Consider the following 24,839-nt stretch of genomic DNA (forward strand, 5'->3'; position numbering starts at 1 on the left):
GACGCGGCCGGGACCCCACCCTTGTGGTGCGGGCCCCGGCCCGTCGCTTTTTCCAGACCTTTCCGACGGACCAGGTGCCGCATGACCACCACGCCCCGCAACGACGCCCTCGCGGCGGCCACGACCTTCGCCGCGTTCGGCCTGCCGGCCGACCTGCTCGCGGAGCTCACCCGCCGCGGTGTCGAAGCGCCCTTCCCGATCCAGGCCGCCACGCTGCCGGACGCCCTCGCGGGCCGCGACGTCCTGGGCCGCGGGCAGACCGGGTCCGGCAAGACGCTCGCGTTCGGCCTGCCGCTCCTCGCCCGCACCGCCGGGCGCCGGGCCGAGGCCCGCAGGCCGCTCGCCCTGGTCCTGGTCCCCACCCGCGAGCTGGCGCAGCAGGTCACCGACGCCCTCGCCCCGTACGCCGAGGTCCTGAAGCTGCGCCTGGCCACCGTGGTCGGCGGTCTGTCGATCGGGCGGCAGGCGGCCGCGCTGCGGGACGGCGCCGAGGTCGTGATCGCCACCCCGGGCCGGCTCATGGACCTCGTCGAGCGCAAGGACTGCCGGCTCGACCGGGTCGCCGTCACGGTCCTCGACGAGGCCGACCGGATGGCCGACATGGGCTTCCTGCCGCAGGTCACCGAGATCCTGGACCAGGTGCCGGGCGCCGGCCAGCGGATGCTGTTCTCGGCCACGCTCGACCGGGACGTCGACGCGCTGGTCGAGCGCTACCTCAAGGACGCGGCCGGCCACTCCGTCGACCCCTCGGCCGCCGCGGTCTCCACCATGGAGCACCACGTGCTGCACGTGCACGGCCCCGACAAGTTCGCCACGGCCACGGAGATCGCCGCGCGCGACGGGCGCGTGATCATGTTCCTGCACACGAAGGCCTCCGTCGACCGCTTCACCAAGCACCTCCTCGGCAGCGGTGTGCGGGCCGCGGCCCTGCACGGCGGCAAGTCGCAGCCGCTGCGGACCCGGACCCTGGACCGCTTCAGGACCGGCGAGGTCACCGTCCTGGTCGCCACCGACGTGGCGGCGCGCGGCATCCACGTCGACGAGCTCGACCTGGTCGTCAACGTCGACCCGCCCGCCGACGCCAAGGACTACCTCCACCGCGGCGGGCGCACCGCGCGCGCCGGGGAGTCCGGGCTCGTCGTCACGCTGGTGACGGACGAGGAGCGTCGGGACGTGGCCCAGCTCATGACGGAGGCGGGCATCCGGCCCCGTACCACCCGGGTCCGCTCCGGCGAGGCCGAGCTGACGCGGATCACCGGCGCCCGGAAGCCCTCGGGCGTGCCGGTCGACGGCAGCGCGCCGAGCCAGGAGGGCGGGAAGCGCGGCGGCGCGGCCTTCCGGGGCATCGGCACCACCCCGGGCCGCCCGGGCCGCGCGAAGAACGAGTCCCGCCGCGCCGCCGAGGCCCGCAAGACGGCCGAGGCCCGCCGGGCGGCGAAGGTCCGGCGGGGCGGCTGAGCGGACGGTTCGACGGTCACACCGGCCGGAGCCTGGACTCCGGCCGGTGCGGCGGACGCCGTCAGACGCTCCAGATCTCCTTCATCGTGTCCACTTCGCCCTTGGCGTTCAGCGTGACCTCGTAGACATTGCCGTAGCAGCCGTAGGGGGCCTCCACCTTGGGGTAGTCCTCGGTGGGAGCCCCGATCTCCTGGGCGTGGCAGCGGTCGATGTGCAGCGCCAGCTGCTCGTGGTCGACCTGCTTCGTCTGGCCGGGGCCGAGGGCCAGATACGCCTTGACGTCGTCGGGAAGGACGTAGTGCTTGGTCGGGTCCCCCTGCTCGGCGCCGTAGATCCAGTCGTTCGGCGTGCAGTGCGGCTTGGCCTCGGCGGCCTCGAAGCCGCCGGAGTCACGCATGAGCTGGACCTTCAGCTTCATGAGCCCGGCCGGCAGGGTCGGCGGCGTGCCGCAGTCGCCGCCCTTTCCGTCACCGTCGACGTCGTCGGCCGGGGCTCCGTCTCCGGCCTCGCCGGGGTCCGATGTCCTGGACGCCGTACCCGACGGCGCGGCGGCGGCGCCGGAACCTCCGGTGGTGCCCTGTGCGCCGGGGTCCTCCGGGCCGCAGGCGGCGATGCCGCTCAGCGCGGCGAGAAGCGCGATCGCGCTGAGGACACGGCGAGTTGAGGTCATTCTTCCATTCCCCCGAATGTAGAGAGCTCGATGTCGTGATCATGATTGATCGACGGGGCTTTCTACACCACGGGGTTGTCGAAGGGCCAATTGGCGCGCCCTCGGGCGCGGACCGTCAGTCCCGCACAGGAGCCCTCGTCGTGACCAGCAGGCCCACCAGGAGGCTCGCGAGGAGCAGGAGGCCGGACGTGGACCAGAGGGCGACGGAGTACGAACTCAGGACGGCCGCGTTCGACTGCGCGACGGCACCGGACGCCGCTGCCGGGAGGTGGTGCGGGTCGATGAGCGCGCCGCGGCTGACCGCTTCCGTCAGGGCTTGCGGAAGGCCCTCGACCTCTGACAGGCGGCTGGAGATCCCCGAGGCGATGATGCTGCCGAACAGCGGGACGCCGAGCCGGCCGCCGAGGCTCTGGGCCGCCAGGACCGTGCCCGCCGTGCCGCCGGAGCCCTGCGGGCCGGACGCGCCGGTCGCGGTGTCGAGCAGCGGCCCGAGGGCCAGACCGAGGCCCAGACCGAGGAGGAGGATGCCGGGCAGGACGAGGCCGGTGTACGAGCTGTCGGCCTCGAGCCGGGCCAGGAGTCCCACGCCGGCGGCCGCGAGGACCAGGCCCGGGACGGCGAGAAGGCGGGGCGCGAGCCTGGCCGGGAGGCGGCCGGAGACCTGGGCGGCCACGAGGACGGCGGCGGCCAGGGGCAGCAGGGCGAGTCCGGTCCGGGACGGCGTGTAGCTCAAGCCGGCCTGCAGGTACAGGGACAGGACCAGGAAAACGGTGGGCGTGCTCATGCCGACGAGGGTCAGGGCGAGGAGGGAGCCGACGCGGTCACGGTCCTCGAAGAGACCCGGCGGGACGAGCGGGCTGCTCGTGCCGGTCTGCCACCAGGCGAAGGTCACCAGGAGGGCCGCGCCGAGCAGCAGGAGGAGGACGGTCAGGGGTGTGGTCCATCCGCTGCCGTAGGCGACCTCCGCCCGGTGGAAGCCGTAGAGGAGAGCGGCGAGCCCGCCGGTGCCGAGCAGCAGGCCCGGTACGTCGAGGCGGGCCGGGGTGCGGGCAGACCGGTCGTCCGCCAGCCGGACCGCGGGGATCACGGCGGCGAGGGCGAGCGGGACGGCGGCGTAGAAGCACCAGCGCCAGCTCAGGGTCTCGACCAGCCAGCCGCCCGTGAACGCTCCGACGGCCAGGCCGCCGCCCGCGAACACGGCGTAGATCCCGAAGGCCGTGCCGCGCTCCTTCCGGTCGGTGAATTCGCCGGCCACCAGGGCGAGGGCGGCCGAGGAGAGCAGCGCGGCGAACGCGCCCTGGAGGGCGTAGGCCGCGAGGAACACGGGGGTGGCGGGGGCGATTCCGCCGAGCACGGAGGCGGCGGCGTAGCCGGCGAGGCCGATGATCGCCGCCCGTTTGCGGCCCAGGAGATCGCTGAGGTGCCCGCCGAGCAGGAGCAGGGCACCGAAGGCGATCCCGTACGTGAAGGGCAGCAGCTGGAGGTCGTCGACGGAGAGGGCCAGGTCGGCCTGGATCACCGGCAGCGCCGCGTTCGTGCTCGTCGAGCCGACGAGGACCAGGAACTGCGCCAGCGCGGCGACGGCGAGTCCGGCCCACCGCCGGGGCGACGGGTCCGTCCGGCCGGCCGGGGCGGTGGGCGGGCCCCACGCTCCGGGCACGGCGTCCACGACGGGCCCGAACCCGGGCGGCGGATTGCCGCCCGCCGGCGTGGTCGGGGTGTAGGCGGGGTGCGGCGGGGCCTGCACGGGGATCCGCGGGTCCGGAACCGTCGCCCGCGTCTCGGGGGCGAAGTCCAGCAACTTGGCCGCATGGCGGCCGAGTTGGGCGAGTACGGAGCCGGGCAGCCACTCCTCCGCCGGGTCCGTCGCCGTGCGCACCGCCACTTCGGAGGGTGTCGGCCGCCGCGTCGGGTCCTTGTGGAGGCACTCCCGTACGAGATCGACCAGCGAGTCCGGCACGCCCGTGAGGTCCGGCTCGTCCTCCGCGATCCGGAAGAGGTGCGCGCTGAGGCCGGTGTCGGTGGCGCCGAAGAGGAGCCGCCCGGTGGCGGCGTACACGAGGACGGCACCCAGGCAGAAGACGTCGCTGGCCGGGGTGAGTTCGAGCCCGCGTACCTGCTCGGGCGACATGAACCCCGGCGAGCCGATCAGCATGCCCGTACGGGTGTGCAGACTGTCTCCGCCGAGGCCGTCCATCGCCCGCGCGATGCCGAAGTCGATCACGCGCGGCCCGTCCACGGTCACCAGCACGTTGGACGGCTTCAGGTCGCGGTGGATCAGTCCCGCCGCGTGCACGGACTGCAGCGCCGCGGCCAGCCGGTGGGCGAGGACGCGGACCGAGTGCTCGGGCAGCGGACCGAAGTCCTTGGCCACGACGGTGGTCAGGTCGGGCCCGGGGATGTACCGGGTCGCCACCCACGGCACCGGAGCCTCGGTGTCGGCGTCGAGCACGGCCGCCGTCCACTCCCCGCCCACCCGGCGTGCGGCCTCCACCTCGCGCGCGAAGCGCCGGCGGAACTCGGGTTCCCTGGCGTACTCGGCCTGCACCACCTTCACGGCGACCGTCCGCCCGGCCTCGGACCGGCCGAGGTACACCAGTCCCATCCCACCCGCGCCGAGCCGGGCGATGAGGCGGTACGGGCCGATGCGCGTCGGATCTTCGGTGATCAACTGGTCCACGGAAGCAACATAGTTGAGGCGCGCCCGGTCCGGTGCGGGATCAACGGAACCATGGGCCACGTCACGAAGGTGATCGCCGTCCCCGGGACCGGTCCCGGGTCCCCCGTGCCGGCCGGTCACGAGGGCTCCGGGCCGAAGGACAGCATCCGGGCCTCGTGCACCCTGTCGTCACCGCTCACGCCAGACGGCGTGATCACGATCCGGCCCTTCGCGTAGGCCAGGTGGCCGGCGAGCATGCCGTACTCGGTGGAGCGGGCGGACTCCGGGTGGTTCAGGACCCGTTGCTCGGTGTCCGCGCCGCCCGGGCCGAGGCGGAGGATTCCGCCCGGCCGGCGGAGCGAGGCGGCCTCGTAGACGAGAGCCGAGGAGCCCGCCTCCGCGTGCAGGGGATGGAGGGTGCTGTCCGCGGACTTCACGCCCCAGACGAGTTTCCCGGTTCCGAGGTCGTAGGCCCCGACCCGGTCCGTACCGCCGAGGTAGACGGCGTTCCGGCCGACGAGCGTGCCCGGGCAGTCCTCGATGTCCTCGCCCGAGTCCCCCGTGCCGGCGCAGTACGCGAAGCCCTTCGGCCGGGGGTCGATGGTGGTGCGGGGCTTCCCGTCCGGCCGCAGGACGACGATCCGCCAGTCGGCGGTGCGCTTCGTGGCGTGGAAGGTGGTGAAGACGGCCGGGTCGACGGAGAGCACCTTGCCGATCTCCCATCCCGACTGGGTACGGAAGCGCCACAGGACCTTCCCGGTACGTGGTTCCAGGGCGCGGAGCAGGCTGTAGCTCTTCGTCCGGTCGACGCTGATCGCGCAGTCGGCCTTCACCAGGAGCCGGGTGCCGCCCGCCACGTCGTCGGGGTGGCACTTCCCGGGGTTCTCCACGGGGATGTCGTAGAGCTTGCTGCCGTCGCCGACGCGGTACGCGGCGGCCTTCATGCTCTGGCCGACGGCGAGGACGTCGCCGCTCAGGGCGCTGTTCACGATGATCGTGTCGTCCCCGGCGCCGGTCTCGGCGAGCTGTCGGTGCCAGCCCGCTCTGCCGGTCCGGAGGTCGATCATCCGGAGCTGGTCGCAGCGGTATCCGGTCCAGGCCTCACGGTTCTGGTACACCACGACCACCTTGCCGTCCGGAGTCGGATGGGCGGGGGTCTCGCAGACGGGCGCGGGCAGGTCCACGCTCCACAGCTCGGCGCCGTCCGAGAGGCGGAAGGCCGTGACCTTCTTGTAGAGGGCCTGGACGACGGTGTCGCCGACGATCCACAGGTCGCGGGCCTCGATGGAGCGCCGGGGCAGATCGGTCCGGTCGTCGACGATCCACGCCTGCGCGTCCCCCGGCTTCCGCCCCGCGTTGATCTCCTCCGACGTCGGGATCCGCTTCGGTTCGGGCGGGCGGACGGATGGGGTACGGGACGGGGTCGGCGTCCCCGCGGGCCGCGGGGTCCGCTCGGCCACCGGTGCGGTCGGACCGGTCCACCGGCCGCCGCCGACGGCGTACCCGCCGGCGCCCACCGCGAGGAGCAGCAGGGCGACGACCGCGGCGAGCACCGGGCCCTTGCCGAAGCGTCCGCGCCGGGGCGGCGGCCCGGGCGTGGTGTATCCCTCCGGGGCGTACGGGTTGCCCGGCACCGGCTGTCGGGGTGGGTGCGGTGAGTACCAGGGCTGCGGCGGGCGCTGCATGACGGGCCTTTCTTCGTCCTCGCTGTCGACCGGGAGGCCTCAGGTCGCGAGGCGTTCGCCGGACGGGTCGGCGACGACGATCCGGAGGTGCGACGGTGCGTACACGCGGGCCTTGGTCACCATCTTCCGCAGGTCGAACTTGGCGCGGAGGACGGCGACATGGATCGGCGCGGGCATGTCCGGGTCGTGCGCGGGCACGGGCCCGCCCGCCGGCAGGGCCGCGCCGGGGCGCAGCCGTGCCCCGATCAGGGCGTGCGTGCCGCCCTCCGGGGTGGCCACGACGAACTCGGTGATGTCGCTCCAGGGCAGCGGGACGGCGCCGAACCGGACGCCGGCCGCGTCGAACTGGAACGCCGTCCGCCGGTTCTCGTACCAGGAGACGATGAAGGGGACCGCGGCGACGATGACGACGCCGCCCTTCATGTCGAGCGCCCATCCGAGCAGGACGGCGAGCGCGACGACGCCCACGATCGCCCCCCACAGTCCCGCCTGGTCCTTCGCGGAGAACGGGTGGGTGACCCGGTAGCGCTCCCATCGGGCGGCGCGGCGGGCGGGCCGCGCGCCCGGTGTGCTGCCGGACTGTGACATGGCGCTGTCTCCCTCTCTCGACGACGCGGGCCGGCTGCCGCCCCCACGGCGGCAGCCGGCCCGACGGCGCCCACCCTGTCGCGCCGCGCTGCAAGGCCGATGAAATGCTGCTGAAGCGAAGGTCTGGGGAAGCGGTGCGGGCACCGCGCGCACGGGGGACGTGGGGGCGACGACGTGAGTGGGGAACCGAAGGGCCGGGGCCGCGGCCCGGGCGGAGCGCTGCGGATCGATCTGCTCGGGCCCGTGCGCGCCCTGCGCGGTGACGTCCCGGTCGTCCTCGGTCCGGTACGGCGGCAGGCGGTGCTCGCCGCCCTGGTGCTGCGCGCCCCGGGCTTCGTGACGTACCGGCAGCTCCTCGACGACGTCTGGGGGGCCGAACCGCCGGGCACCGGCCACCGCGTCCTGCCGAGCTATGTGTACGCGCTCCGCAGGGCCCTGGACCCGGCGGACGCCGGGCCCGGCCGGTCGGTGATCGGCGGCGGGCGCGGCGGCTACCGTTTCGAGCCCGGCGGAGCCCGCACCGACCTGGCCGAGCTCGCCGAACAGGCGGCGCTCGGCCGGCACGCGAAGGCCTCCGGGGACCTCGCCGGCGCCCTCGACGCGGGCGGCCGGGCGCTCGCGCTGCTCCGCGGCGAGCCACTGCCCGGCCTGCCGGGTCCGCTCGCCGACACGGAGCGGCAGCGGCTCGTCCGGCTGCGCCGGGCCCTGCACCAGGAGCGCGCGGAGTGCCTCGTCCTGCTCGGGCGCCACCAGGAGGCACTGGACGGCCTCATGGCGGCGCCGGTGGCCCTGCCGTACGACGAACCCCTCGCCGCCCTGCGGATGCGCGCGCTGTACGGCAGCGGCCGGCAGGCCGAGGCGCTGGCCGTCTACCGGGAGACCCGTGCCCGACTCCTCGACGAGCTGGGCGTGGAGCCGGGCGAGGACCTGCGCCGCGTGCACCAGGCGGTCCTGCGCCGCGACGACGCGCTGCTCCTCGGCCGGGCGGCACGGATCGCGGGCGCGTCCGCCCTGCGGGCGACCGCCGCGGACCCGGACGAACCGGTTCGCGCCGGCCGCGAAGAGACCCCCGGCCGGCCGACCGGCGCCGGTACGGGGACTCTCGGCCGAGCGGTCGAAGCCGGCCGTGGCAGGACCCCCGACCGGCCGGGGGACGCCGGCCACCCGGCCGGGCCCGGCAGCACCGTCCGCCCCCGTCGCAACGAACTCCCCGGTGACACCGCCCGCCTGGTCGGGCGTGAGGCGGAGCTCGGCGTCCTGACCGCTCCCGTCCATCCGGGCGCGGTGACCGTGATGACGGTGGACGGGACGGCGGGGGTCGGCAAGACCGCGCTCGTCGTGCGCGCCGCCTGGGCGCTCGCCGACGAGCACCCCGACGGGTGTCTGTTCGTGGACCTGGAGGCGCACGGCGCCGACGGCCCGCACCGGGCCCTGCGCCGGCTGCTCCGCACGGTCCGGGGCGCCGCCGGGGAGCTCCCCGCCGGGCAGGACGACGCGGACGGCCTGGAGGACCTGGTGACGGCCTGGCGGGCGGCCACGAGCGGGCTGCGGCTGCTGCTCGTCGTGGACGGCGCGCGGAGCGCCGAGCAGGTCCGGCCGCTGCTGCCCGCCGGACCGGGGAGCCGGGTCCTCGTCGCGGGCCGCCGGCGCCTGCCCGGCCTCGACGCCGAGGCGAGGCTCACGGTGGAACCCCTGGGCGCCGGCGACGCCGTCGGGCTGCTGCGCGCGCTCCTCGGGGAGTCCCGGGCCGACCGCGAGCCGGAGGCGGCCGCGGAACTCGCCCGGCGCTGCGGCGGTCTGCCGCTGGCGCTGCGGATCGCGAGCTCCCGGCTGCAGAACCGCCCGTCCTGGACCCTGTCGTACCTGGCGGGCCGGATGGCCGACGACGCGCACGGCCTCGGTGAGCTGCGGGCGGAGGACCGCAGTGTGGAGGCCGCCTTCCGGGTCTCGTACGACCGGCTCGAACCCGAAATGCGGCGCGGATTCAGGGTGTTGGGCGTCGTCCCGACGGTCCGGTTCGACGGGCTCGGGCTGGCCGCCGCGCTGGGCCGTCCCCGTGCGCACGCCGAGGGGATCCTGGAGGACCTGGTCGACGCGAGCCTGCTCCAGGAGCCGCATCCGGGCCGCTACCGGCTGCACGACCTCGTCCGGGCCCACGCCCGGCAGCTCGCCGCCACGGCGCCCGGGGAGGCGGCCGCGGACCGCGCGGCCGTCCTGAGCCTCTACACGGTGGCGGGTCGGCTCGCGGGCGACTGGGGTCCGGACGCGTTCCCGACGGGCCCCGACACCACCGGCGCCCCGTTCGCCGGCCGGCGGGAGGCGTCGGCGTGGCTGGACGCGGCGGGCGGGGAGCTGGTCGACGTGGTGGCGTACGCGGCCGCCGCCGGGGAGTTCGACCATGCCTGCTGGATCGCGGAGGCCCTGGTGGACCATCTGCTCCGGCACGGGCACCCGCACGAGTGCCGGGCGGCCCTGGAAATCGCCCTGCCCTGCGCCGACCGGGCCGGTGACCGGCGGATGCCGTCCTCGCTCCGCACCTGCATGGGGGTGGTCGACGTCCACCAGGGGCGCTTCCGGCAGGCTCACTCCTGGTTCACGGAAGCGCTGCGCACCAGCACCGGCGTACGGGACCGGGCGCGGGCCGTCGCGGGCCTCGGCGTCTGCGCGTGGACGCAGGGCCGCGTCGCGGAGGGAACCGCGCACCTAGAGGAGGCGGTGGAGCTGGCGGCGGGACACGGCGACGACTGGCTGACCAACGTGGTGGCCTGCAACCTCGGCATGATCCACCACCAACAGGGCCGTCACGAGAAGGCACTTGAGCTCTTCCTGCCGGTCCTCGCGCTCGCGGAGAAGAACGGCCGGCCCCGCACGATCAGCAGCACCCTGTGCTTCGTCGCCGAGGCCCGACTGGCCCTGGGTCGCGCCGGGGAGGCCGCGGACCTGCTGCGGCGGGCGGCCGACCTCGCCCGCGAGGCCGACGACGCGCCGCTGCACGCCGCGGCCCTGTCCCGCCTCGCCACCGCCGAACACGCCCGGGGCGAGCTGCGCACGGCCGTCGACACCCATCACGAGGCCCTGTCCAATCTGACCGAACACACCAGCACCTGGCTGGAGATGGAGATCCGCATCCGCCTCGGCAGCACCTACGCGGCGGCGGGCCGTCGCGCGGAGGCCCACGAGGAGTTCGCCACGGCCCTCTCGCTGCCCGACGCCGGCGACCACCCCCAGCAGTACGACCGCGCCCGCGAGGGCCTGGCCGCCACGGGCGCCCCCGGACGGGCCGCCGCCGACGGGTAGGCGTGCCGGTCCTCCGCGCGAAAAAGCGCGTGCCGCCGCCGGCGGGAGGCGGTACGGTGATCGCGATGATGACTCACCTCCTTCACAGATCGGGGGTCCCGTCCGCGCAAGGTGAGTGCTGATGGCCTCTCCCTCCGCGTACGAGGATTCCCACCTCTCCCGCTGGCTGCGCGTGCGCGAGTTCGCCGTGCCGCCCTCCATGATCGAGACCGCGACGACCCGCCGTCGGGCCGGGGACTGGGCGGGCGCCTGCGCCGCCGCCCACGTCGACGTCGATCTCGACCTCCGCGCCCTGGCACGCCGTCACGGCACCGAGCTCGCGGCCCGCGTGCGCGCCGATCTGCGCCTGCTCGCCCCGGACCTGCTGCGCTGGCACATGCCGAGGATCGCCCCCGACGGGCTGCTGCGCCCGGGCCTCACCGTCGCGCTCGCCCGCTACGGCACCGCGGGACGCGAGCGTGCGCGCCCCCTGCACCTGGTGGCGCGGACCGCGCCCGCCTGGGCGGACTCCGGGCAGCGGATCAGCCTCGCGCTCTGGGATCCGTCCTCCGGCACGGGCCCCGCGCACTCCCCTCCACACCCCCATCCGCACCCCCGGTTCCGGCTGGACCTGCACCGCCATCTCTGGGACGCGAGCCGGGCCGGTGAACTGCGCACGCGCTCCGGGGCCGACGGACCGCCGGACGCTCTTCCCGCGCGGGATCCCGGACTGCCGCAGGGCGGGCCGCACGGGGCCGTGGACCGGTGGGCCGACGAAGCCGCGATCCTGCTGCGCGCCGAGGGCCGGCCGGCGGGCCCCGTGGCCGTACGCCTGGGCAAGGGGCAGCGGTTGTTCGTGCACGCCGACCCGACCGGTGCCCGGTCGTCCCCGGCGTCCCGGACCGCGCCCGCCCGGCGCGCCTCCGACACGCCGCCCGTCCTGCCGGACGCGGCCACCTGGCTACTGCCCGATCTGCGGTTGCTGCGCGCCGGTCTCATCGAGGCCGGGCAGCTGCACCCGCTGGTCGCCGCCGCGCTCGTGCCCGGTCACCAGCCGAGCGGTGCGCCGCGGCCGCCCGACCGGGCGGGCGCACCACGCCTGGTGGACTGCCGGGGTGCCCGGCACCGGATCGGTCTGGTCGACGGCGTACTGACACCGCTCGACCACGACCCGGCCGAACTCCGGCGCGAGGAGCTCCTCGTCGCGCTGACCGGCACCGCGCTCCCCTGCGTACGGGCCGTCGACGAGGCGCACCGGCGTCCGGACTGCCTCACCGGAGTCCGCGAGCGGCTCGACCACGGTGACATCGCCGGGGCGCTGGCCGTCGTCGAGGGCCTGCTCGGTCCCGCCGCACTGCTGCGCGACGGCGCCCTCCGGGACGCGCTGGAGGCGGCGGCGCGGCAGCGCGTCACCTACGGGCTGTACCGGGCGGGGCTCTTCGGGCCCGCGCCGGGACGGGAGCTCGCGCCCCCTGCCCCACCCGCCCGCAGAACCCGCCCCGACAGCCGCCGCACGCGCACGCGTGGCGCGCGTCCGCGCCACGCCACGTCCGCCTCCCCTTCCTCCTCCGCGTCCCGCTGACGGAGACCCCGTCTCCCTCCTCTCCTTCCTCAGGTGATCACCCATGCCCACGCTCATGTCCTCCGCCGCGGCCTCGTCCACCGGACTCGACGTCGCCGGCACCCTGTTGTCCCTGCTGCGCGACACCACCACCGAGCCCCGGCCCGACCCCCAGCTGGAGGCGCTGACCCTCGCGGTCGCCGCCGACCTTCCCGTCCTCCTGTGGGGTGAGCCCGGCATCGGCAAGACCGCGGCGCTGACCCAGCTCGCCGCCTCGCTCGACCTGCCGCTGACCACGGTCATCGCGAGCGTGCACGAGCCCACCGACTTCTCCGGTCTGCCCGTCGTCGGCGACGACCCCGCGGAACAGGGCGTGCCGATGGCCCCGCCGGAGTGGGCCGTGCGTCTGGTGCGGGCCGGCCGGGGCCTGTTGTTCCTGGACGAGCTGTCCACCGCTCCCCCGGCCGTCCAGGCGGCCCTGCTCCGTCTCGTCCTGGAGCGGCGGGTCGGGACCCTGGTCCTCCCGCCCGACGTGCGGATCGTCGCCGCCGCCAACCCCCGGTCCTCGGCCGCCGACGGCTGGGAGCTGAGCCCGCCGCTGGCGAACCGTTTCGTCCATCTGCGCTGGACCCACGACGCCGAGGTCGTGGTCCGCGGCCTCGGGGGCGTCTGGCCGCGCACCACGCTCCCCCGGCTCGACCCGGAGAAGCTGACGGAGGCCGTGGACGTCGCCCGGCGGGCGGTCTGCGGGCTGCTGACCGCCCGTCCGGCGCTCGTGCACCGGCTGCCCGGCGGCGAGGCGCTGCGGGGCGGTCCCTGGCCCTCGCCCCGGAGCTGGGAGATGGCGCTGCGGCTGATCGCCTTCGCGACCGCCGCCGGTGTCACGCGGGACGTGCTCTCCCAGCTGGTCAGGGGGGTCGTCGGGGACGGGCCGGGGCTCGAACTCCTGGCCTGGCTCGACCGGATGGACCTCCCGGATCCCGAACTGCTCCTCGCCGACCCCGAGGGGGCCGAGCTGCCCGAGCGCGGGGACCGTCGCCAGGCGGCCTTGGAGGGCGTCGTGGAGGCGGTCGGCCGTCGCCCGGAGAAGTCCCGCTGGGATGCGGCGTGGGCGCTGCTCGTCCGGGCGCTGGAGTCCGGCGCCCCGGATCTGGTGGTGGTGCCGGCGACGACGCTGGCGGGGCTGCGCCGGGAGGACTGGGACGTTCCGGAGTCGATCGAGCGGCTCGCCGGCGTGGTGTCCCTGTCGCGGCGCGCGGACCGGGCGGGCGGCCGTGCGGCGGCGGGCGCGGGGGCGGGCACGGGGGCGCGGCGATGAGGCCGGCCGCAGCGGTGCCGAAGGCTGCGCTGGATCTGGAGAACGCGCTGGCTCTGGAGAACGCGCTGGCTCTGGAGAACGCGCTGGACCTGGAGAACGCGCTGAACCTAGAGAAGCTGTACGCCGCCCGCCTGTACGCCGTACGCGTCCGGCCGTATCTGGCGACCGCGCTGTTCGCGCTGCACACCGTGGAGTCGCGGGAGGTGCCGACGATGGCGGTCGACCGCCACTGGCGCTGTTATGTCTCGCCGGCGTTCGTCGACCGGACCCCGGTGGAGGAGCTGGCCGGCGTGTGGGTGCACGAGGTGACGCATCTGCTCCGCGATCACCACGGGCGCAGCGACCGGGTGGCGCGGGAGCGCGGTCTCACGGGTTCGGGCGAGCGGCTGCGGATGAACATCGCGGCGGACTGCGAGATCAACGACGACGTGTTCGGCGACGGGCTGCCGATGCCCGAAGGGGCGGTTCATCCGGCGATGCTGGGGCTTTCCGAGGGGGAGCTCATGGAGGACTATCTGCGGCAGTTCCAGCTCGGCGCGCGGACGAGGGACGCGGGCTGGCTGGACTGCGGCAGCGGCGCCGACGGCCTCGACCGGGCCTGGGATCTGGGGGCGGACGGCGCCCGGGGCCTGAGCGCCCAGGAGCAGGACGCCGTACGGTTCCGGGTGGCCCGGGCGATCACCGGCCGGCCGGGGAACACGCCGAAGGGCTGGCGGCGGTGGGCCGAGGAGGCGTTCCATCCGCCGCAGGCGTGGCGCGAGTTGCTGGGGGCGGCGGTCAGGTCGGCGGCCTGTGGTTCCGGCGCCGGGGACGACTACTCGTACGGGCGGCCGTCGCGGCGCTCCGCCTCCGTGCCCGGCGCGGTGCTGCCGAGCCTGCGGCGCAGTCCGCCCCGGGTCTCCGTCGTCATCGACACCTCGGGTTCGGTCAGCGACGCCGAACTGGGCAGCGCGCTCCTGGAGGTCGCCGCGATCTCCCGGGCGGTGGGCGGGCGGCGCGATCTGGTCACCGTGCTGCCGTGCGACGCGGCGGCGCGGATCGTCCATCCGTTGTGCCGCGCCGAGGGCATCCCGCTCCTGGGCGGTGGCGGTACGGATCTGCGGACCGGTTTCGCCGCGGCCCTGCGGGCACGGCCGCGCCCGGACGTGCTCGTGGTGCTGACCGACGGTCAGACGCCGTGGCCGGCCACGCGGCCGCCGTGCCGGACGGTGGTGGGCCTGTTCCCGCGCGCGCGACGGTTCCGTTCGTGGGACGAGGACGACCCCCACCATGTGCCGGCCGGGCCGCCGGAGTGGGCCCGGGTGGTCGACATCGGATAGACGCCCCGGAGTGGACGTGACCCGGATCACAGGGAACGTTCGGCGCGTACGGGTCCTCCTTCAGGTGTCGGCGCACGGGGCGCCTGATGCGATCTCGACCTCGACCCGATACGGAGGGACCCCATGGCGGTCATCGACATCGAGCGGCCTCGTGCGGCCGGCGGCGGGCGTGCCGTCGCCGTGCTGCTCGCCGTGCTCGCGCTGGTGCACGTCTACTGGGCGACGGGGCTGACGTGGCCCGCCGCCGACGAGCGGGGGCTGTCGCTCGCGGTGCTCGGCAGTGTCGTGTCCTTCGGGCCCGCGGTGGTGCTGCCGCTCGCGGTGGTCGAAGGCGCTGCCGCGGTCGCCGTGGCCGCCCGGGCGCGCGGGATCCGCGGTCGGGTCCCGCGCCTCGTAACGTACGCCGTGGCCGGCGGGATGCTGCTGCGCGGGGCGGCCGGTCTGCTGTGGATCGTGGTGGGCCGGGACGGTTCCGGGGCGGCCTTCCCCTGGCTGAACGCGCTGCTGTACACCCCGCTGAGCCTGGTCTTCGGCTGGACGGCCCTGCGTGCCGCCCGCTGAGGCCGCAGGTCCCGTCGACCGGGGTGTCGCGCTCGTCCGGGCCGCCCGGCGGGGCGACACCCTGGCCCTGCACGACCTGCTGGACCACCTCACCCCGTACATCTCCCGGATCTGTGGGCCCATCGCCCTCGACGACGGGCCGGACGCCACCCAGGAGGCCCTGGTCGCCGTCTTCACCTCCCTGCGGTCGCTGCGCGAGCCCGCGGCGCTGTACGGGTGGGTGCGGGCGATCGCCGTACGGGAGGCGGTCCGGGTCGCCCGGCGGGCGGCGCGGGCGCGGCCGGCGGAGCTGCCCGACGTGCCGGAGCGGGGCGATCCGCAGCTGGCCGCCGACATCGGCGACGTCCTGGCCCGGCTGTCGCCGGCGCACCGGGCGGTGCTGGTGCTGCGGGACGTCGAGGGGATGGACGAGGAGGCCGCGGCGGCGCTCCTCGGAGTGCCGGCCGGCACGGCGAAGTCCCGGTTGCACCGGGCACGGCAGAGCTTCCGAAGGGCGTGGTCCGCATGAGGGACGGGATGGCGATCGACGACGTGCGCCGGCTGCGGGTGATGGGCGCCGGTGTCCGGGGCGCGCGGATCGTGGAGCGGGTGCTGCCCGCGCCGCTGGAGGTGGTGTGGGGTGTGATGGGCGATCTGGAGGGCGGCTTCGGGGAGTTCCAGCCCGATATGCGGTCGGTGCGGGTGGTGCGCCGGGACGGTGAACGGGTGGAGGCCCTCGCCCGCAGCCGCTACGGCCTGGGGGCCCGGTTCCACGGGGTGCTGCGGCCGGGCTGGTGCTGGCTGCAGAGCCGGTTCCTGGTCATCGGGATGGCGGCGGTCGAGGAGGCCGGCGGGACCCGGGTGGCGCTCACCGGCGGCGTCCGTGTCCCGGGGCGGGCCGCGCTGGTGCCGTTCGGGGCGCGCCGTGAACTGGAGCGGGCCATGGCGCGCCTCGCCGAACGGGTCGCCGACTAGGCCCTGTCCGGGCTGGTGATGTTGACCATCCAGGTGATGCCGAAGCGGTCCGTGCACATGCCGAAGACGTCGCCCCACATCTGCTTCTCCAGCGGGACGGAGACCGTGCCGGTGCCGGAGAGCTGCTCCCAGTAGCCGCGGAGTTCGCCGTCGTCCTCGCCGCTCACGCTGACGGCGATGTTGGTGCCGGGCTGGTGCGGCATGCCCGGGGGGACGTCCCCGGCCATGAGGGTGAAGCCGCTGTCGGTCTCCAGCATGGCGTGCATGATCTTGTCGGCGTTGTCTCCGGCGTCCTTGTCGCCGAAGGAGGCGCCGTAGGTGTTGAGCGCGAGGGTGCCGCCGAAGACCTCCTTGTAGAACTCCATGGCCTGGCGGGCGTCGCCGTCGAAGGTGATGTACGGGTTGAGCCGAGAGGGCACGAGCCTCCCCTTCCGTGACGGGTCGGTGGTTCCGGCCGAGGCTAGAGGACGGCCCGCCGCCGACCGGTGCGGCGCTTCGGCCGGCGGCCCGGAATTCGACCTGTTGCCCCAACCGGCCGGCGCCTCACCGCACGGTCACGCGTCCTGGATCCGGCGGAACGGCCGGTCCGCCTCCAGGGTGAACGCCACGTCCAGGAGGGTCCGTTCGCTTCCGGGGCGACCGGAGAACATGACGCCGACGGGCAGCCCTCCGTCCGTCGCCCGGGTGCTGGGCAGGGAGATCGACGGGGTGCCGACGACGTTGTCGACGGGGGTGAACGCGACGTACTGGAGGATCCGCTCGATCAGCGTCGGGTACGGGACCGTCGGGGCGAGCTGGCCGATCGGCGGGGCGGGGTGGGCGAGGACCGGGGTGAGGAGCAGATCGAGTCCGCGGAAGGCCGCCGCGTACGCGACCCTGGTCTGCTTGAGCCGCCGCAGTACGCCCGGGGTGCGCCGCCAGTTCTCCCGGTACGTATCGCGCAGCCCGCGGCTGAGGCCGTCCATGCGGTGCCGGTCGAAGTCCTGGCCGAGGGTGCGGCCGGTGGCGCCGAGGAGGAAGGACAGCATCCCCCAGTAGGTGAGGAAGTCCTCGGTGAAGCGCGGGTCGATGGTCATCTCGACCGGCTCCATGGTGTGCCCGAGCCCTTCGAGTCGCGTCACCGTCTCGGTGACGGCTTCCCGGGTGACGGTGTCGGAGGCGACGCCGTTCGGCGAGTCCAGGAGGAATCCGATGCGGAGGCGTCGCCCGGAGGGTCCTTCGACCAGGCCGACGGGCGGCAGCTTCGGGTTGCGCCAGTGGGTCTCGGCGGCGGCGAGGAACGCGGCGGTGTCCCGTACGGAGCGGCTCACGATCCCGTCGACGACGAGGTCAAGGGGCAGCCGGCGGCTCTGGTCGTTGGGCACGACCCGGCCGCGGGTCGGCTTGAGGCCGACGAGCCCGCAGCAGGCGGCCGGGATCCGGATGGATCCGCCGCCGTCGTTGGCGTGGGCGATCGGGACCGCGCCGGCGGCGACGAGCGCGGCGCTGCCGCCCGAGGATCCGCCGGCGGAGTGGCCGGTGTTCCAGGGGTTGCGGACGGGTTCGGCGTTCTCGTACTCCGTGGTGGGGCTGAAGCCGAACTCGGGCAGCCGGGTCTTGCCGAGCACGGTGACGCCGGTGCTGAGGAACTGCCCGGTGAAGGGCGCGTGCCGGCGCGCGGCCTTCGGCGTGAAGGCCGCGCTGCCGTGGCCGGTGGGCAGCCCCTGGTGGTCGGTGTTGTCCTTGACGAAGGTGGGGACGCCCGCGAAGGCGCCGCCGGTCGCGGTGCCGGGCGCCGGGGCGTCGGCGTGCACCTGGACGGCGTGGAGCCGCTCCTCGACGGCCCGCACCCGCTCGGCCGCGTCCCGGGCGGCCTCGGCGGCGCCGACCTCGCCGCGGCGGATGGCCGCGGCGAGCCCGACGGCGTCGTGCTCCCCCAGGGCGTCGTCCCGGAAGGCGTGCACCCTGGTCTTCTCGTCGTACGTCGTCACCGTCAGCCCCCGGCCGTGTGGATGGTCGCCCACCATCATTGCCTACCGGCGGGTAACAGGCGAGGGGAAGGCGGGGGTCATCGTCCTTGGAGCGCCTTGACGTTGTCGCCGAAGGTCCAGTTCTTCGAGCCGTCCCAGTTGGCCGACCAGGTCATCAGGCCCTTGAGGGAGCCGCCGTAGTGGTTCCAGGCCTGGGCGACGGCCGACGGGGTCATGTACCCGCCACCGGCGCCGGGCTGCGCGGGGAGGCCGGGGACCTGCTTGTCGTACGGGACCTTGACGGTGGTGCCCTGGATCACGAGCCCGCGGTTCAGGCAGTCGGTCTGGGCGACGAACCCGGCGACCGTGCCGGCGGAGTAGGAGTCGCCGGAGCAGCCGTACATGCTGCCGTTGTAGTACTGCATGTTCAGCCACCACAGGCGCCCGTTGTCGGCGTACTTCTTGACGATCGGCAGGTACGCGCCCCAGATCGACCCGTACGCGACGCTGCCGCCGGTGACGTACGCGGTCTCCGGCGCCATCGTCAGGCCGAAGCCGGCGGGCATGCGGGCGAGGACCCCGTCGATGATGCGCACGAGGTTGGCCTGCGAGGTGGAGAGGGTGCCGATGCTGCCGCTGCCGACGAGGCCGGTCTCGATGTCGATGTCGACGCCGTCGAAGTTGTACGTCTTCAGGATCGGCACGATCGTCTCGACGAAGCGGTCGGCGACGGCGCGGGAGCTCAGGTCGATCCCGGCGGCGGCGCCCCCGATCGACATCAGGATCGTCGCCCCGGCGGCCTTGGCGCGGCACATCTCCGCCGGGGTGGCGACGCGGACGGTGCTGTCCATGCCGTCCTCCCACAGCACCGTCCCGTCCGAACGGATCACGGGGAACGCGGCGTTGATCACGTTGTAGCCGTGCGCCGCGAAGCGCGCGTCGTCGATGGGTGCCCAGCCGAAGGGCGGGTGGACGCCGTTGGCCGAGCCGTCCCAGTTCTCCCAGTACCCCTGGAGCACCTTCCCGGCGGGCCTCGGCTTGAGGGCGCAGGTGTCCGCGGCGGCGGAGGACGGGGACTGCGCGGGCTTCGTGTCCTCGGCGGCGGCGGGGCCGGCGAGGACGGTGGCGGCGAGCAGGGTGGTGAGCCCCGCTCCGAGGACACGGGTGATCCGAGGGCCTGGCATGCGTGCTCCTGGGGACGTGGGGGGTGGTCCTGGGCGTGGCGCGCGCTCCAGCAGACCGTAAGTTGGTCCAGACCTTTCGTCAACCACCCGTGCGTCTAAGGGAGTTGCCGCGAGGCGGCTTGACTCCGCGCATCTCCGTCACGCCGGAGGCGGTGTCCCCGGGGGCCGCCCGCGGCGTCCCCCCGCACGCATCACCTGCGGAAACTCCTCGTCGATCAGGCGTCCGGTGAGCGCGCCGCCGAACACGACGACGCCCACGGCGACGAGCCAGGTCTGGATGACGAGGAACGCGCCGAACGGGCCGTAGGTGACGGCGCTGGACGCGATCAGCGGGGAGAAGACGAGCCGGGAGAAGATCCGCAGCCCGACCAGCCCGAGCGTGGTGCACATCGCCCCGGGCAGCAGGGCGAGCCAGGCGACACGGCCGCCGAGCAGCAGGCGCTGCGACCACCAGAAGAACAGCGTGCCGGTGAGCGCGGTGGCGAGCCCACGGGCCGGCGTCCCCTGCCAGAACGAGGAGACCGCGAACAGGTAGAGGAGCCCGATGAGCACGGCGAGCCAGAGCACGTGCCTCCACCGGGCCCACAGCAGGGCCGGCGGGAGGTCCCAGACCTTCTCGTATCCGTTCTGCACCACCGTCCCGAACGTCAGGCCGAAGGCGGCGAGCAGGGCCAGGCCGAAGGCCGTCGTGGTCCGCCGCACCTGGCCCGGCAGCGCGAAGAGCCGCTCGATCTCGGCCCTGGCCGCCTCGGAGACCCCGATGCCGTCACCGAGCCACTGCGCGAACCCCTTCCCGCTGCCCGCGTCGGCGTCCGCCGCCGACACGACGATCAGGAGCGGCACCAGGGTGAGGAAGGCGAGCGCCGCGAACCCCAGCGCGCGCTGCCAGAGGCCCAGCTCCCTGACCGGAGCCCACCGGTGCCCGGCCCGGATCCGGCGAATCCCCCGGAGCATCCGCCCGGACCCGGCCCGGCGGATCGCATCGAGCATCCGCCCGGCCCGGGACCGACGCCCGGCGGGACGGGAGACCATCTCTCCACGGTAGAACCGCGCCGGTCCGGCAACCAGCGGGTCCGCCCGGCGCCGGCGTCAGCCCTCGACGCCGGTGGCCTCGTGCGCGGCGCCCACGGGCTTGGACTCGGGGGAGCCTCGCTGGCGCAGATAGACGGAGAGGATCGCCATCGCCGCCACGGCCAGCAGCTCCGACTGCCAGTTCTGCAGGGACCGGTTCCAGAAGTCGGCGGAGCCGAGGTACGCGTGCCAGGCCACGGGGGCCTGGAGCTGCCGCAGCCGCAGTTCGTTGAAGGCGGCGGCGCCGGAGATCGACTGCGCCAGCCAGGACAGCAGGAAGAAGGTGGCCATGACGAGGCCGAGGGACCGGGAGTACACGGCCTGCCGCCAGTCCTTCGTACCGGCCCAGTGGGGCGAGTCCGGCCGGGCGTGGTCACCCATATGCTGCTCGCGCTCGCTCTCCGTGCCCGCCTTGTGCAGCTCCTTGGACTCCGGGGAGCCGCGCTGGAGCAGGTAGACCGTGCCGAAGATGTACAGGAAGAACTGGAGGAACTCCGACTGCCAGTTCTCGGTGACGTCGACGGCGAAGTCCGAGGACATCAGGTACTCGCCGAAGCCGATCTGCTGCAGTCCCTCGACGGCGAGCTGCTCGTTGAACTCCGCACGGCCGGCGACCGCCTGGGCGCCCAGGACGACCAGGAACGCCACCCCGAAACCGAGGGTGAGACTGTTCGACCGCCAGAATCCGCCCTTCGGGGCCCGGTCGTCCGTCACCGGTGCATCGCTCCGATCACGCTGAAGTAGGCGAGCCCGCCCACGACGGTCACCACGCACACGACGAACAGCGTCCGCACGTCACGCCCCCTTCAGTACGCAGCTGTACGGCGTGTCGCCCGTTCCGGGCGCGCATCCGGCGGCGGTCACCCGCCACCCCTCGTCGAACTGCGACAGGAACAGGATGTCGCCGCGGAGGCGGAGCAGCGCCTGCCGGCCGTAGACGTCCACGCTCCGCACGGCGCCGCCGCGCGGCAGCTCCTGCGACGGCAGCGCCGCCGCGCACGGCTTCTTCTCCCCCTCTTCGAGCTGCTCACGGCTCTCCGGGGCGAGCAGCCCGCAGGCGACGCCGAAGTTCCCGGCGGCGAGGGACTCCTCGAAGAACCGGCCCGCGTCGGTCGCTCCGTCCACGCGCGCCTGCGGCGCACCGCAGGCGGACAGGGCGGCGACCAGGGCCGTCGTCACTCCGATGAGCAGGGGCACTCTCACACCCACAGCCTGCCGGTGCGGGCGGCGTCGGCAAGGGGCGGGAGCCGAATGGGCACACGCCTCACCTGTTCGGGTCACCGCGGGTGACGACGTGCGTACCCCGGCGGCCCACGAGACCATGGAGACGGAGAGGGGTCCCCCATGAGTGAGTTCGACATCTGGAACTACCGCCCCGGCACCGGGTACCGACAGGGCGTCGACCTCGTCGGCTACAAGGTCGAGGCCACCGACGGCGCCATCGGGAAGATCGACAAGCACAGCGAGGAGGTCGGCTCGTCGCATCTGGTCGTCGACGTGGGCGTGTGGATCTTCGGCAGGCGGGTGCTCCTCCCCGCCGGGACCATCGAGCTGATCGACACCGCCGAGGAGAAGGTGTACGTCGACCGCACGAAGGACCAGATCAAGGACGCCCCGGACTTCGACGAGGCGAAGTACTCCGGCGAGCCCACCTATCTGGAGCAGTTCGCCCGGTACTACGGCCAGCCGCACATGTGAGGGCGTCGGACGCGACGGGCGTGCGCTACCGGCCGCTCGACGCGCTCTCCCCCAGGGCCTGCTCCGCACTCTCCGTCCGGCGGTCGCGCCAGGCCGGGACGAGGGCCGTGAGCATCAGGGCTGCGGTGAGGGCGAAGGCCGACGGGTAGCCGGTGCGGGCCGCGAGGAGCCCGAAGCCGACGGCCCCGACGCCCATGCCCGCGTCGAAGGCGACGTTCCACAGGGCGCTGACGGTTCCGTAACCGGAGGCGGGGACCCGCGCGTACATCAGGGTCAGGGTGGCGTTCTGGGTGACGCCGAAGCCGATCCCGAACACGGTGACGCCGATGACGACGGCGACCGGACTGCGGGTCAGGGCGGTGAGCAGCGTACCCCCGGCCGCGAGGGCGAGGCCGGGCAGGAGGAGGACGGCGGGACCGTGCCGGTCGCCGTGCCGGCCGGCCACCCAGCGGGCCGCCGTCGCCGCCGCGGACTGGGCGAACAGGGCCGTGGCGACGACACCCGCGGAGGCCGAGGGAACGGCGAGCGGGAGGAAGGTGACGAGGATCCCGGCGGCGAGGGCGCTGGCCGCGAAGACGAGAGTGGGCCGGAACAGCGCGGCGTTCCGCATCCCCGCCGTCACCCCGAGCACCCGTTCCGAGGCCGGTTCGCGGTCCGGCAGTCCCGGCACCGAGACGACGGCGGCCAGCGCGGCGACGGCTCCGGCGGCGAAGACCGGCCCGTACCCCACGTGCGCCGCCAGCCACACGCCCAGCGGCAGCGCCACCAGGGACGGGACTCCGGACACGATGCCGACGATCGCGAGGCCCTCGCCCCGGCGTTCGGCCGGGATGAGCGCGGCCGTCAGGGCGCCGCCCGCGACGACGGTGAAGGCGAAGCCCAGACCGCGCAGGACACAGACCGCCGTGATCCAGACGGGGCTCCCGGAGGCGGCGAGCGCGAAGGCGGGCGCGCCGAGGAGGACGAGTCCCGCCCCCAGCACGAGGCGGTAGCCGAAGCGGGCGACGAGCCGGGGAGTGGCCAGCTCGCCGCCGACGGTGGCGAGCATCAGGGCGCCCGTGGTGAGCCCGGCGGCATCGCCGTGGCCCCCGCCGGATTCCTCGGCGTAGAGGGGGACGACCGACAGGAGCAGATAGAAGCTCGTCGAGGCGCCGATGATCGAGACGAAACGCAGCAGCAGCGGCCGCGTCACCAGGGGCGGCCGCGAACCGGCGCTCTCCGCCCGGGAGTTCAGCATCTTGGTCACACGAGGACGCTAGGGGCGGGGCGGCTCGTGGGTAAGATCCGATTCCATGCCTCTGGAGTGGTCCGGTCTGTCGCCCGAGCTGCTCCTCGTCGTCGACCGGGACAGCGGCGAGCCGCTGCGGTCCCAGCTGGAACTGGGGCTGCGCGACGCGATCCGGACCGGGCGGCTCGGGGTCGGCGAACGGCTGCCGTCCTCCCGTGAACTGGCGCGGATGCTCGGGGTGTCCCGCGGGCTCGTGCAGGAGTGCTACGCCCAACTCCAGGCCGAGGGCTACCTCGTGACACGCGTCGGATCCGCCACCCGGGTCGCCACCGGCGCGGGGACACCGCCGGCGCCCTCGTCACCGCCCCCGGCCCCCGCCCGTCTCATGGCCGACTTCACCTGGGGCGTCCCGGACCTGGCCGGCTTCCCGCTGGCGGACTGGCTGTGGGCCACGCGCGAGGCGGCACGCGCCATGCCGGCCTCGGCGCTCGGCTACGGGGACCCGCGCGGCAGTGCGGAGCTGCGCGAGGTCCTCGCCGGATATCTGCGGCGCGTGCGCGCGGCCGCGGCGGATCCGGAACGGATCGTGGTCTGCTCCGGCTACGCCCAGGGCCTCGGTCTCGCCCTGCGCGCCCTGGCCGGGACGGGCGTCCGCACGGTGGCGTACGAGGACCCGGGCTCGCCGGCCGCGGTCTCCGCCGCCGCGTCCTCGGCGGGCATGGCGGCGGTGCCCGTGCCGGTCGACGAACTCGGCATCGATGTGCGGGCACTTGACGCGACCGGTGCCCGCGCCGTCGTCGTGACCCCCGCCCACCAGTGGCCCACCGGTGTCGCCCTGGCACCCGAGCGGCGGGTCGCGCTGATCGAGTGGGCCAGGCGCCGGGACGCGGTGATCATCGAGGACGACTACGACGCCGAGTTCCGCTACGACCGGGTGCCGGTGGGCGCCCTGCAGGGGCTCGCCGCCGACCGGGTGATCTCCCTGGGCACGGTGAGCAAGTCCCTCGCGCCGGCGCTGCGCATCGGCTGGATGCTCTGTCCGGCCGCGCTCGCGGGGACGATCGTCGAGCACAAGCTGCGGAGCGACCGCGGGTCGCCCACCCTGGACCAGCTCGCCCTGGCGGGACTGATCGAGTCCGGACGCTTCGACCGGCACCTGCGCCGGATGCGGGCGACCTACGCGGCCCGGCGTACGGCTCTGGTGGCGGCGCTCGCCGAGCACGCCCCCGAGGTCGGGGTGACCGGCCTGGCGGCGGGCTTCCACGCGGTCGCCCACCTCCGGGGGCCGGCCGACGAGCGGACCCTCGTCGCCGCGGCCCGCGCACGCTCCGTCGGCCTGTACGGCATGAGCGCCTGCCGCGCCCCGCGCACGAGCGCGCCGGTGCCGGGGCCCGTGCGGCTGGTCCTGGGCTTCGGCAACGTCGGCGAGCGTGCCATCACGGCGGGCGTCGCGGCGGTCGGCGACCTGCTCCGGGGCAGGTAGACGGCCCTTCGCCGACCGTCGGCCCGGGGCCTCGGAGCGGTTCGAAAAAAACTTCGGCGCGAGGCGAATCCTCTCGGGACCTCCCCGTCTCTTATGTGTGTACCGGCCGAACGGGCCGGACCGAATCGGGAGGAAACAGCAATTATGGTCACTGCCCTCATCGTCGTCGGCGTGGTG

The 24,839-nt window shown here is 74.7% G+C and carries 21 protein-coding genes; 10 read left to right on the plus strand and 11 right to left on the minus strand.

Annotated elements, in window-relative coordinates:
* Positions 1 to 81 precede the first annotated feature (81 nt).
* Positions 82 to 1,458, plus strand: coding sequence for a DEAD/DEAH box helicase (locus tag AB5J54_RS04955; protein ID WP_369142655.1), 1,377 nt, complete (start codon positions 82 to 84; stop codon positions 1,456 to 1,458).
* Between the two features lie 61 nt (positions 1,459 to 1,519).
* Here the strand turns inward: AB5J54_RS04955 and AB5J54_RS04960 are convergent, their stop codons facing one another.
* The 4 genes from AB5J54_RS04960 to AB5J54_RS04975 all read right to left on the minus strand — a co-directional run bounded on the left by AB5J54_RS04960 (position 1,520) and on the right by AB5J54_RS04975 (position 7,060).
* Entirely contained in the window at positions 1,520 to 2,128 is a 609-nt protein-coding gene (locus tag AB5J54_RS04960; RefSeq protein WP_369142656.1) for a hypothetical protein, read from the minus strand.
* 115 nt (positions 2,129 to 2,243) lie between these two features.
* Positions 2,244 to 4,808 (minus strand): MDR family MFS transporter, encoded by a 2,565-nt coding sequence (locus AB5J54_RS04965; protein WP_369142657.1) that lies wholly within the window; start codon positions 4,806 to 4,808, stop codon positions 2,244 to 2,246.
* Between the two features lie 116 nt (positions 4,809 to 4,924).
* A complete protein-coding gene (locus AB5J54_RS04970; protein ID WP_369142658.1) occupies positions 4,925 to 6,472 on the minus strand; it encodes a PQQ-binding-like beta-propeller repeat protein in 1,548 nt (515 codons plus the stop codon).
* A gap of 39 nt (positions 6,473 to 6,511) precedes the next feature.
* Positions 6,512 to 7,060, minus strand: coding sequence for a hypothetical protein (locus AB5J54_RS04975; protein ID WP_369142659.1), 549 nt, complete (start codon positions 7,058 to 7,060; stop codon positions 6,512 to 6,514).
* Between the two features lie 174 nt (positions 7,061 to 7,234).
* Between AB5J54_RS04975 and AB5J54_RS04980 the strand changes: the two genes are divergently transcribed.
* From AB5J54_RS04980 to AB5J54_RS05010, 7 genes are all read left to right on the plus strand, one after another.
* Entirely contained in the window at positions 7,235 to 10,357 is a 3,123-nt protein-coding gene (locus tag AB5J54_RS04980; protein WP_369142660.1) for a BTAD domain-containing putative transcriptional regulator, read from the plus strand.
* A 121-nt stretch (positions 10,358 to 10,478) separates the two neighbouring features.
* The gene (locus tag AB5J54_RS04985; protein WP_369142661.1) at positions 10,479 to 11,918 is read left to right on the plus strand and encodes a hypothetical protein; all 1,440 of its coding nucleotides are present in this window, start codon (positions 10,479 to 10,481) and stop codon (positions 11,916 to 11,918) included.
* Between the two features lie 43 nt (positions 11,919 to 11,961).
* Positions 11,962 to 13,215: an AAA family ATPase gene (locus tag AB5J54_RS04990; protein WP_369142662.1), complete on the plus strand. Its 1,254-nt coding sequence runs from the start codon at positions 11,962 to 11,964 to the stop codon at positions 13,213 to 13,215.
* A complete protein-coding gene (locus tag AB5J54_RS04995) occupies positions 13,212 to 14,534 on the plus strand; it encodes a VWA-like domain-containing protein (protein WP_369142663.1) in 1,323 nt (440 codons plus the stop codon). The genes AB5J54_RS04990 and AB5J54_RS04995 overlap by 4 nt, the downstream gene beginning before the upstream one ends.
* 123 nt (positions 14,535 to 14,657) lie before the next feature.
* Positions 14,658 to 15,095 carry a DUF3995 domain-containing protein gene (locus tag AB5J54_RS05000; RefSeq protein ID WP_369142664.1) on the plus strand — a complete coding sequence of 146 codons (438 nt, stop codon included), beginning with the start codon at positions 14,658 to 14,660 and terminating at the stop codon, positions 15,093 to 15,095.
* Positions 15,082 to 15,603, plus strand: a complete 522-nt coding sequence (locus AB5J54_RS05005) for an RNA polymerase sigma factor (protein WP_369142665.1) — start codon at positions 15,082 to 15,084, stop codon at positions 15,601 to 15,603. The genes AB5J54_RS05000 and AB5J54_RS05005 overlap by 14 nt, the downstream gene beginning before the upstream one ends.
* An 8-nt stretch (positions 15,604 to 15,611) precedes the next feature.
* A complete protein-coding gene (locus tag AB5J54_RS05010; protein WP_369142666.1) occupies positions 15,612 to 16,049 on the plus strand; it encodes a hypothetical protein in 438 nt (145 codons plus the stop codon).
* On the opposite strand, the gene AB5J54_RS05015 is transcribed toward AB5J54_RS05010, so the two are convergent.
* The 6 genes from AB5J54_RS05015 to AB5J54_RS05040 all read right to left on the minus strand — a co-directional run bounded on the left by AB5J54_RS05015 (position 16,046) and on the right by AB5J54_RS05040 (position 21,456).
* Entirely contained in the window at positions 16,046 to 16,468 is a 423-nt protein-coding gene (locus AB5J54_RS05015) for a VOC family protein (protein WP_369142668.1), read from the minus strand. The two genes, AB5J54_RS05010 and AB5J54_RS05015, sit on opposite strands and share 4 nt — an antisense overlap.
* 135 nt (positions 16,469 to 16,603) lie before the next feature.
* Positions 16,604 to 18,019, minus strand: coding sequence for an amidase (locus tag AB5J54_RS05020; protein ID WP_369142669.1), 1,416 nt, complete (start codon positions 18,017 to 18,019; stop codon positions 16,604 to 16,606).
* A 77-nt stretch (positions 18,020 to 18,096) separates the two neighbouring features.
* Positions 18,097 to 19,182 (minus strand): chitinase, encoded by a 1,086-nt coding sequence (locus tag AB5J54_RS05025; protein ID WP_369142670.1) that lies wholly within the window; start codon positions 19,180 to 19,182, stop codon positions 18,097 to 18,099.
* 138 nt (positions 19,183 to 19,320) lie between these two features.
* A complete protein-coding gene (locus AB5J54_RS05030) occupies positions 19,321 to 20,136 on the minus strand; it encodes a ribonuclease BN (protein WP_369149222.1) in 816 nt (271 codons plus the stop codon).
* A gap of 135 nt (positions 20,137 to 20,271) precedes the next feature.
* Positions 20,272 to 20,967 carry a DUF6766 family protein gene (locus tag AB5J54_RS05035; RefSeq protein WP_369142671.1) on the minus strand — a complete coding sequence of 232 codons (696 nt, stop codon included), beginning with the start codon at positions 20,965 to 20,967 and terminating at the stop codon, positions 20,272 to 20,274.
* Between the two features lie 81 nt (positions 20,968 to 21,048).
* Positions 21,049 to 21,456, minus strand: coding sequence for a hypothetical protein (locus AB5J54_RS05040; protein WP_369142672.1), 408 nt, complete (start codon positions 21,454 to 21,456; stop codon positions 21,049 to 21,051).
* A 141-nt stretch (positions 21,457 to 21,597) separates the two neighbouring features.
* Between AB5J54_RS05040 and AB5J54_RS05045 the strand changes: the two genes are divergently transcribed.
* The gene (locus AB5J54_RS05045) at positions 21,598 to 21,951 is read left to right on the plus strand and encodes a PRC-barrel domain containing protein (protein ID WP_369142673.1); all 354 of its coding nucleotides are present in this window, start codon (positions 21,598 to 21,600) and stop codon (positions 21,949 to 21,951) included.
* 25 nt (positions 21,952 to 21,976) lie between these two features.
* Here AB5J54_RS05045 and AB5J54_RS05050 read toward each other — a convergent pair whose 3' ends face one another.
* On the minus strand, positions 21,977 to 23,188 hold the full coding sequence (locus AB5J54_RS05050) for an MFS transporter (protein WP_369149223.1): 1,212 nt from the start codon (positions 23,186 to 23,188) through the stop codon (positions 21,977 to 21,979).
* Between the two features lie 55 nt (positions 23,189 to 23,243).
* Here AB5J54_RS05050 and AB5J54_RS05055 point away from each other — a divergent pair, with 55 nt between their 5' ends.
* Positions 23,244 to 24,662 carry a PLP-dependent aminotransferase family protein gene (locus AB5J54_RS05055; protein ID WP_369142675.1) on the plus strand — a complete coding sequence of 473 codons (1,419 nt, stop codon included), beginning with the start codon at positions 23,244 to 23,246 and terminating at the stop codon, positions 24,660 to 24,662.
* The last annotated feature ends 177 nt before the right edge of the window (positions 24,663 to 24,839 follow it).

Source organism: Streptomyces sp. R44, from assembly GCF_041053105.1.
In the GTDB taxonomy this organism is placed as follows: Bacteria; Actinomycetota; Actinomycetes; order Streptomycetales; family Streptomycetaceae; genus Streptomyces.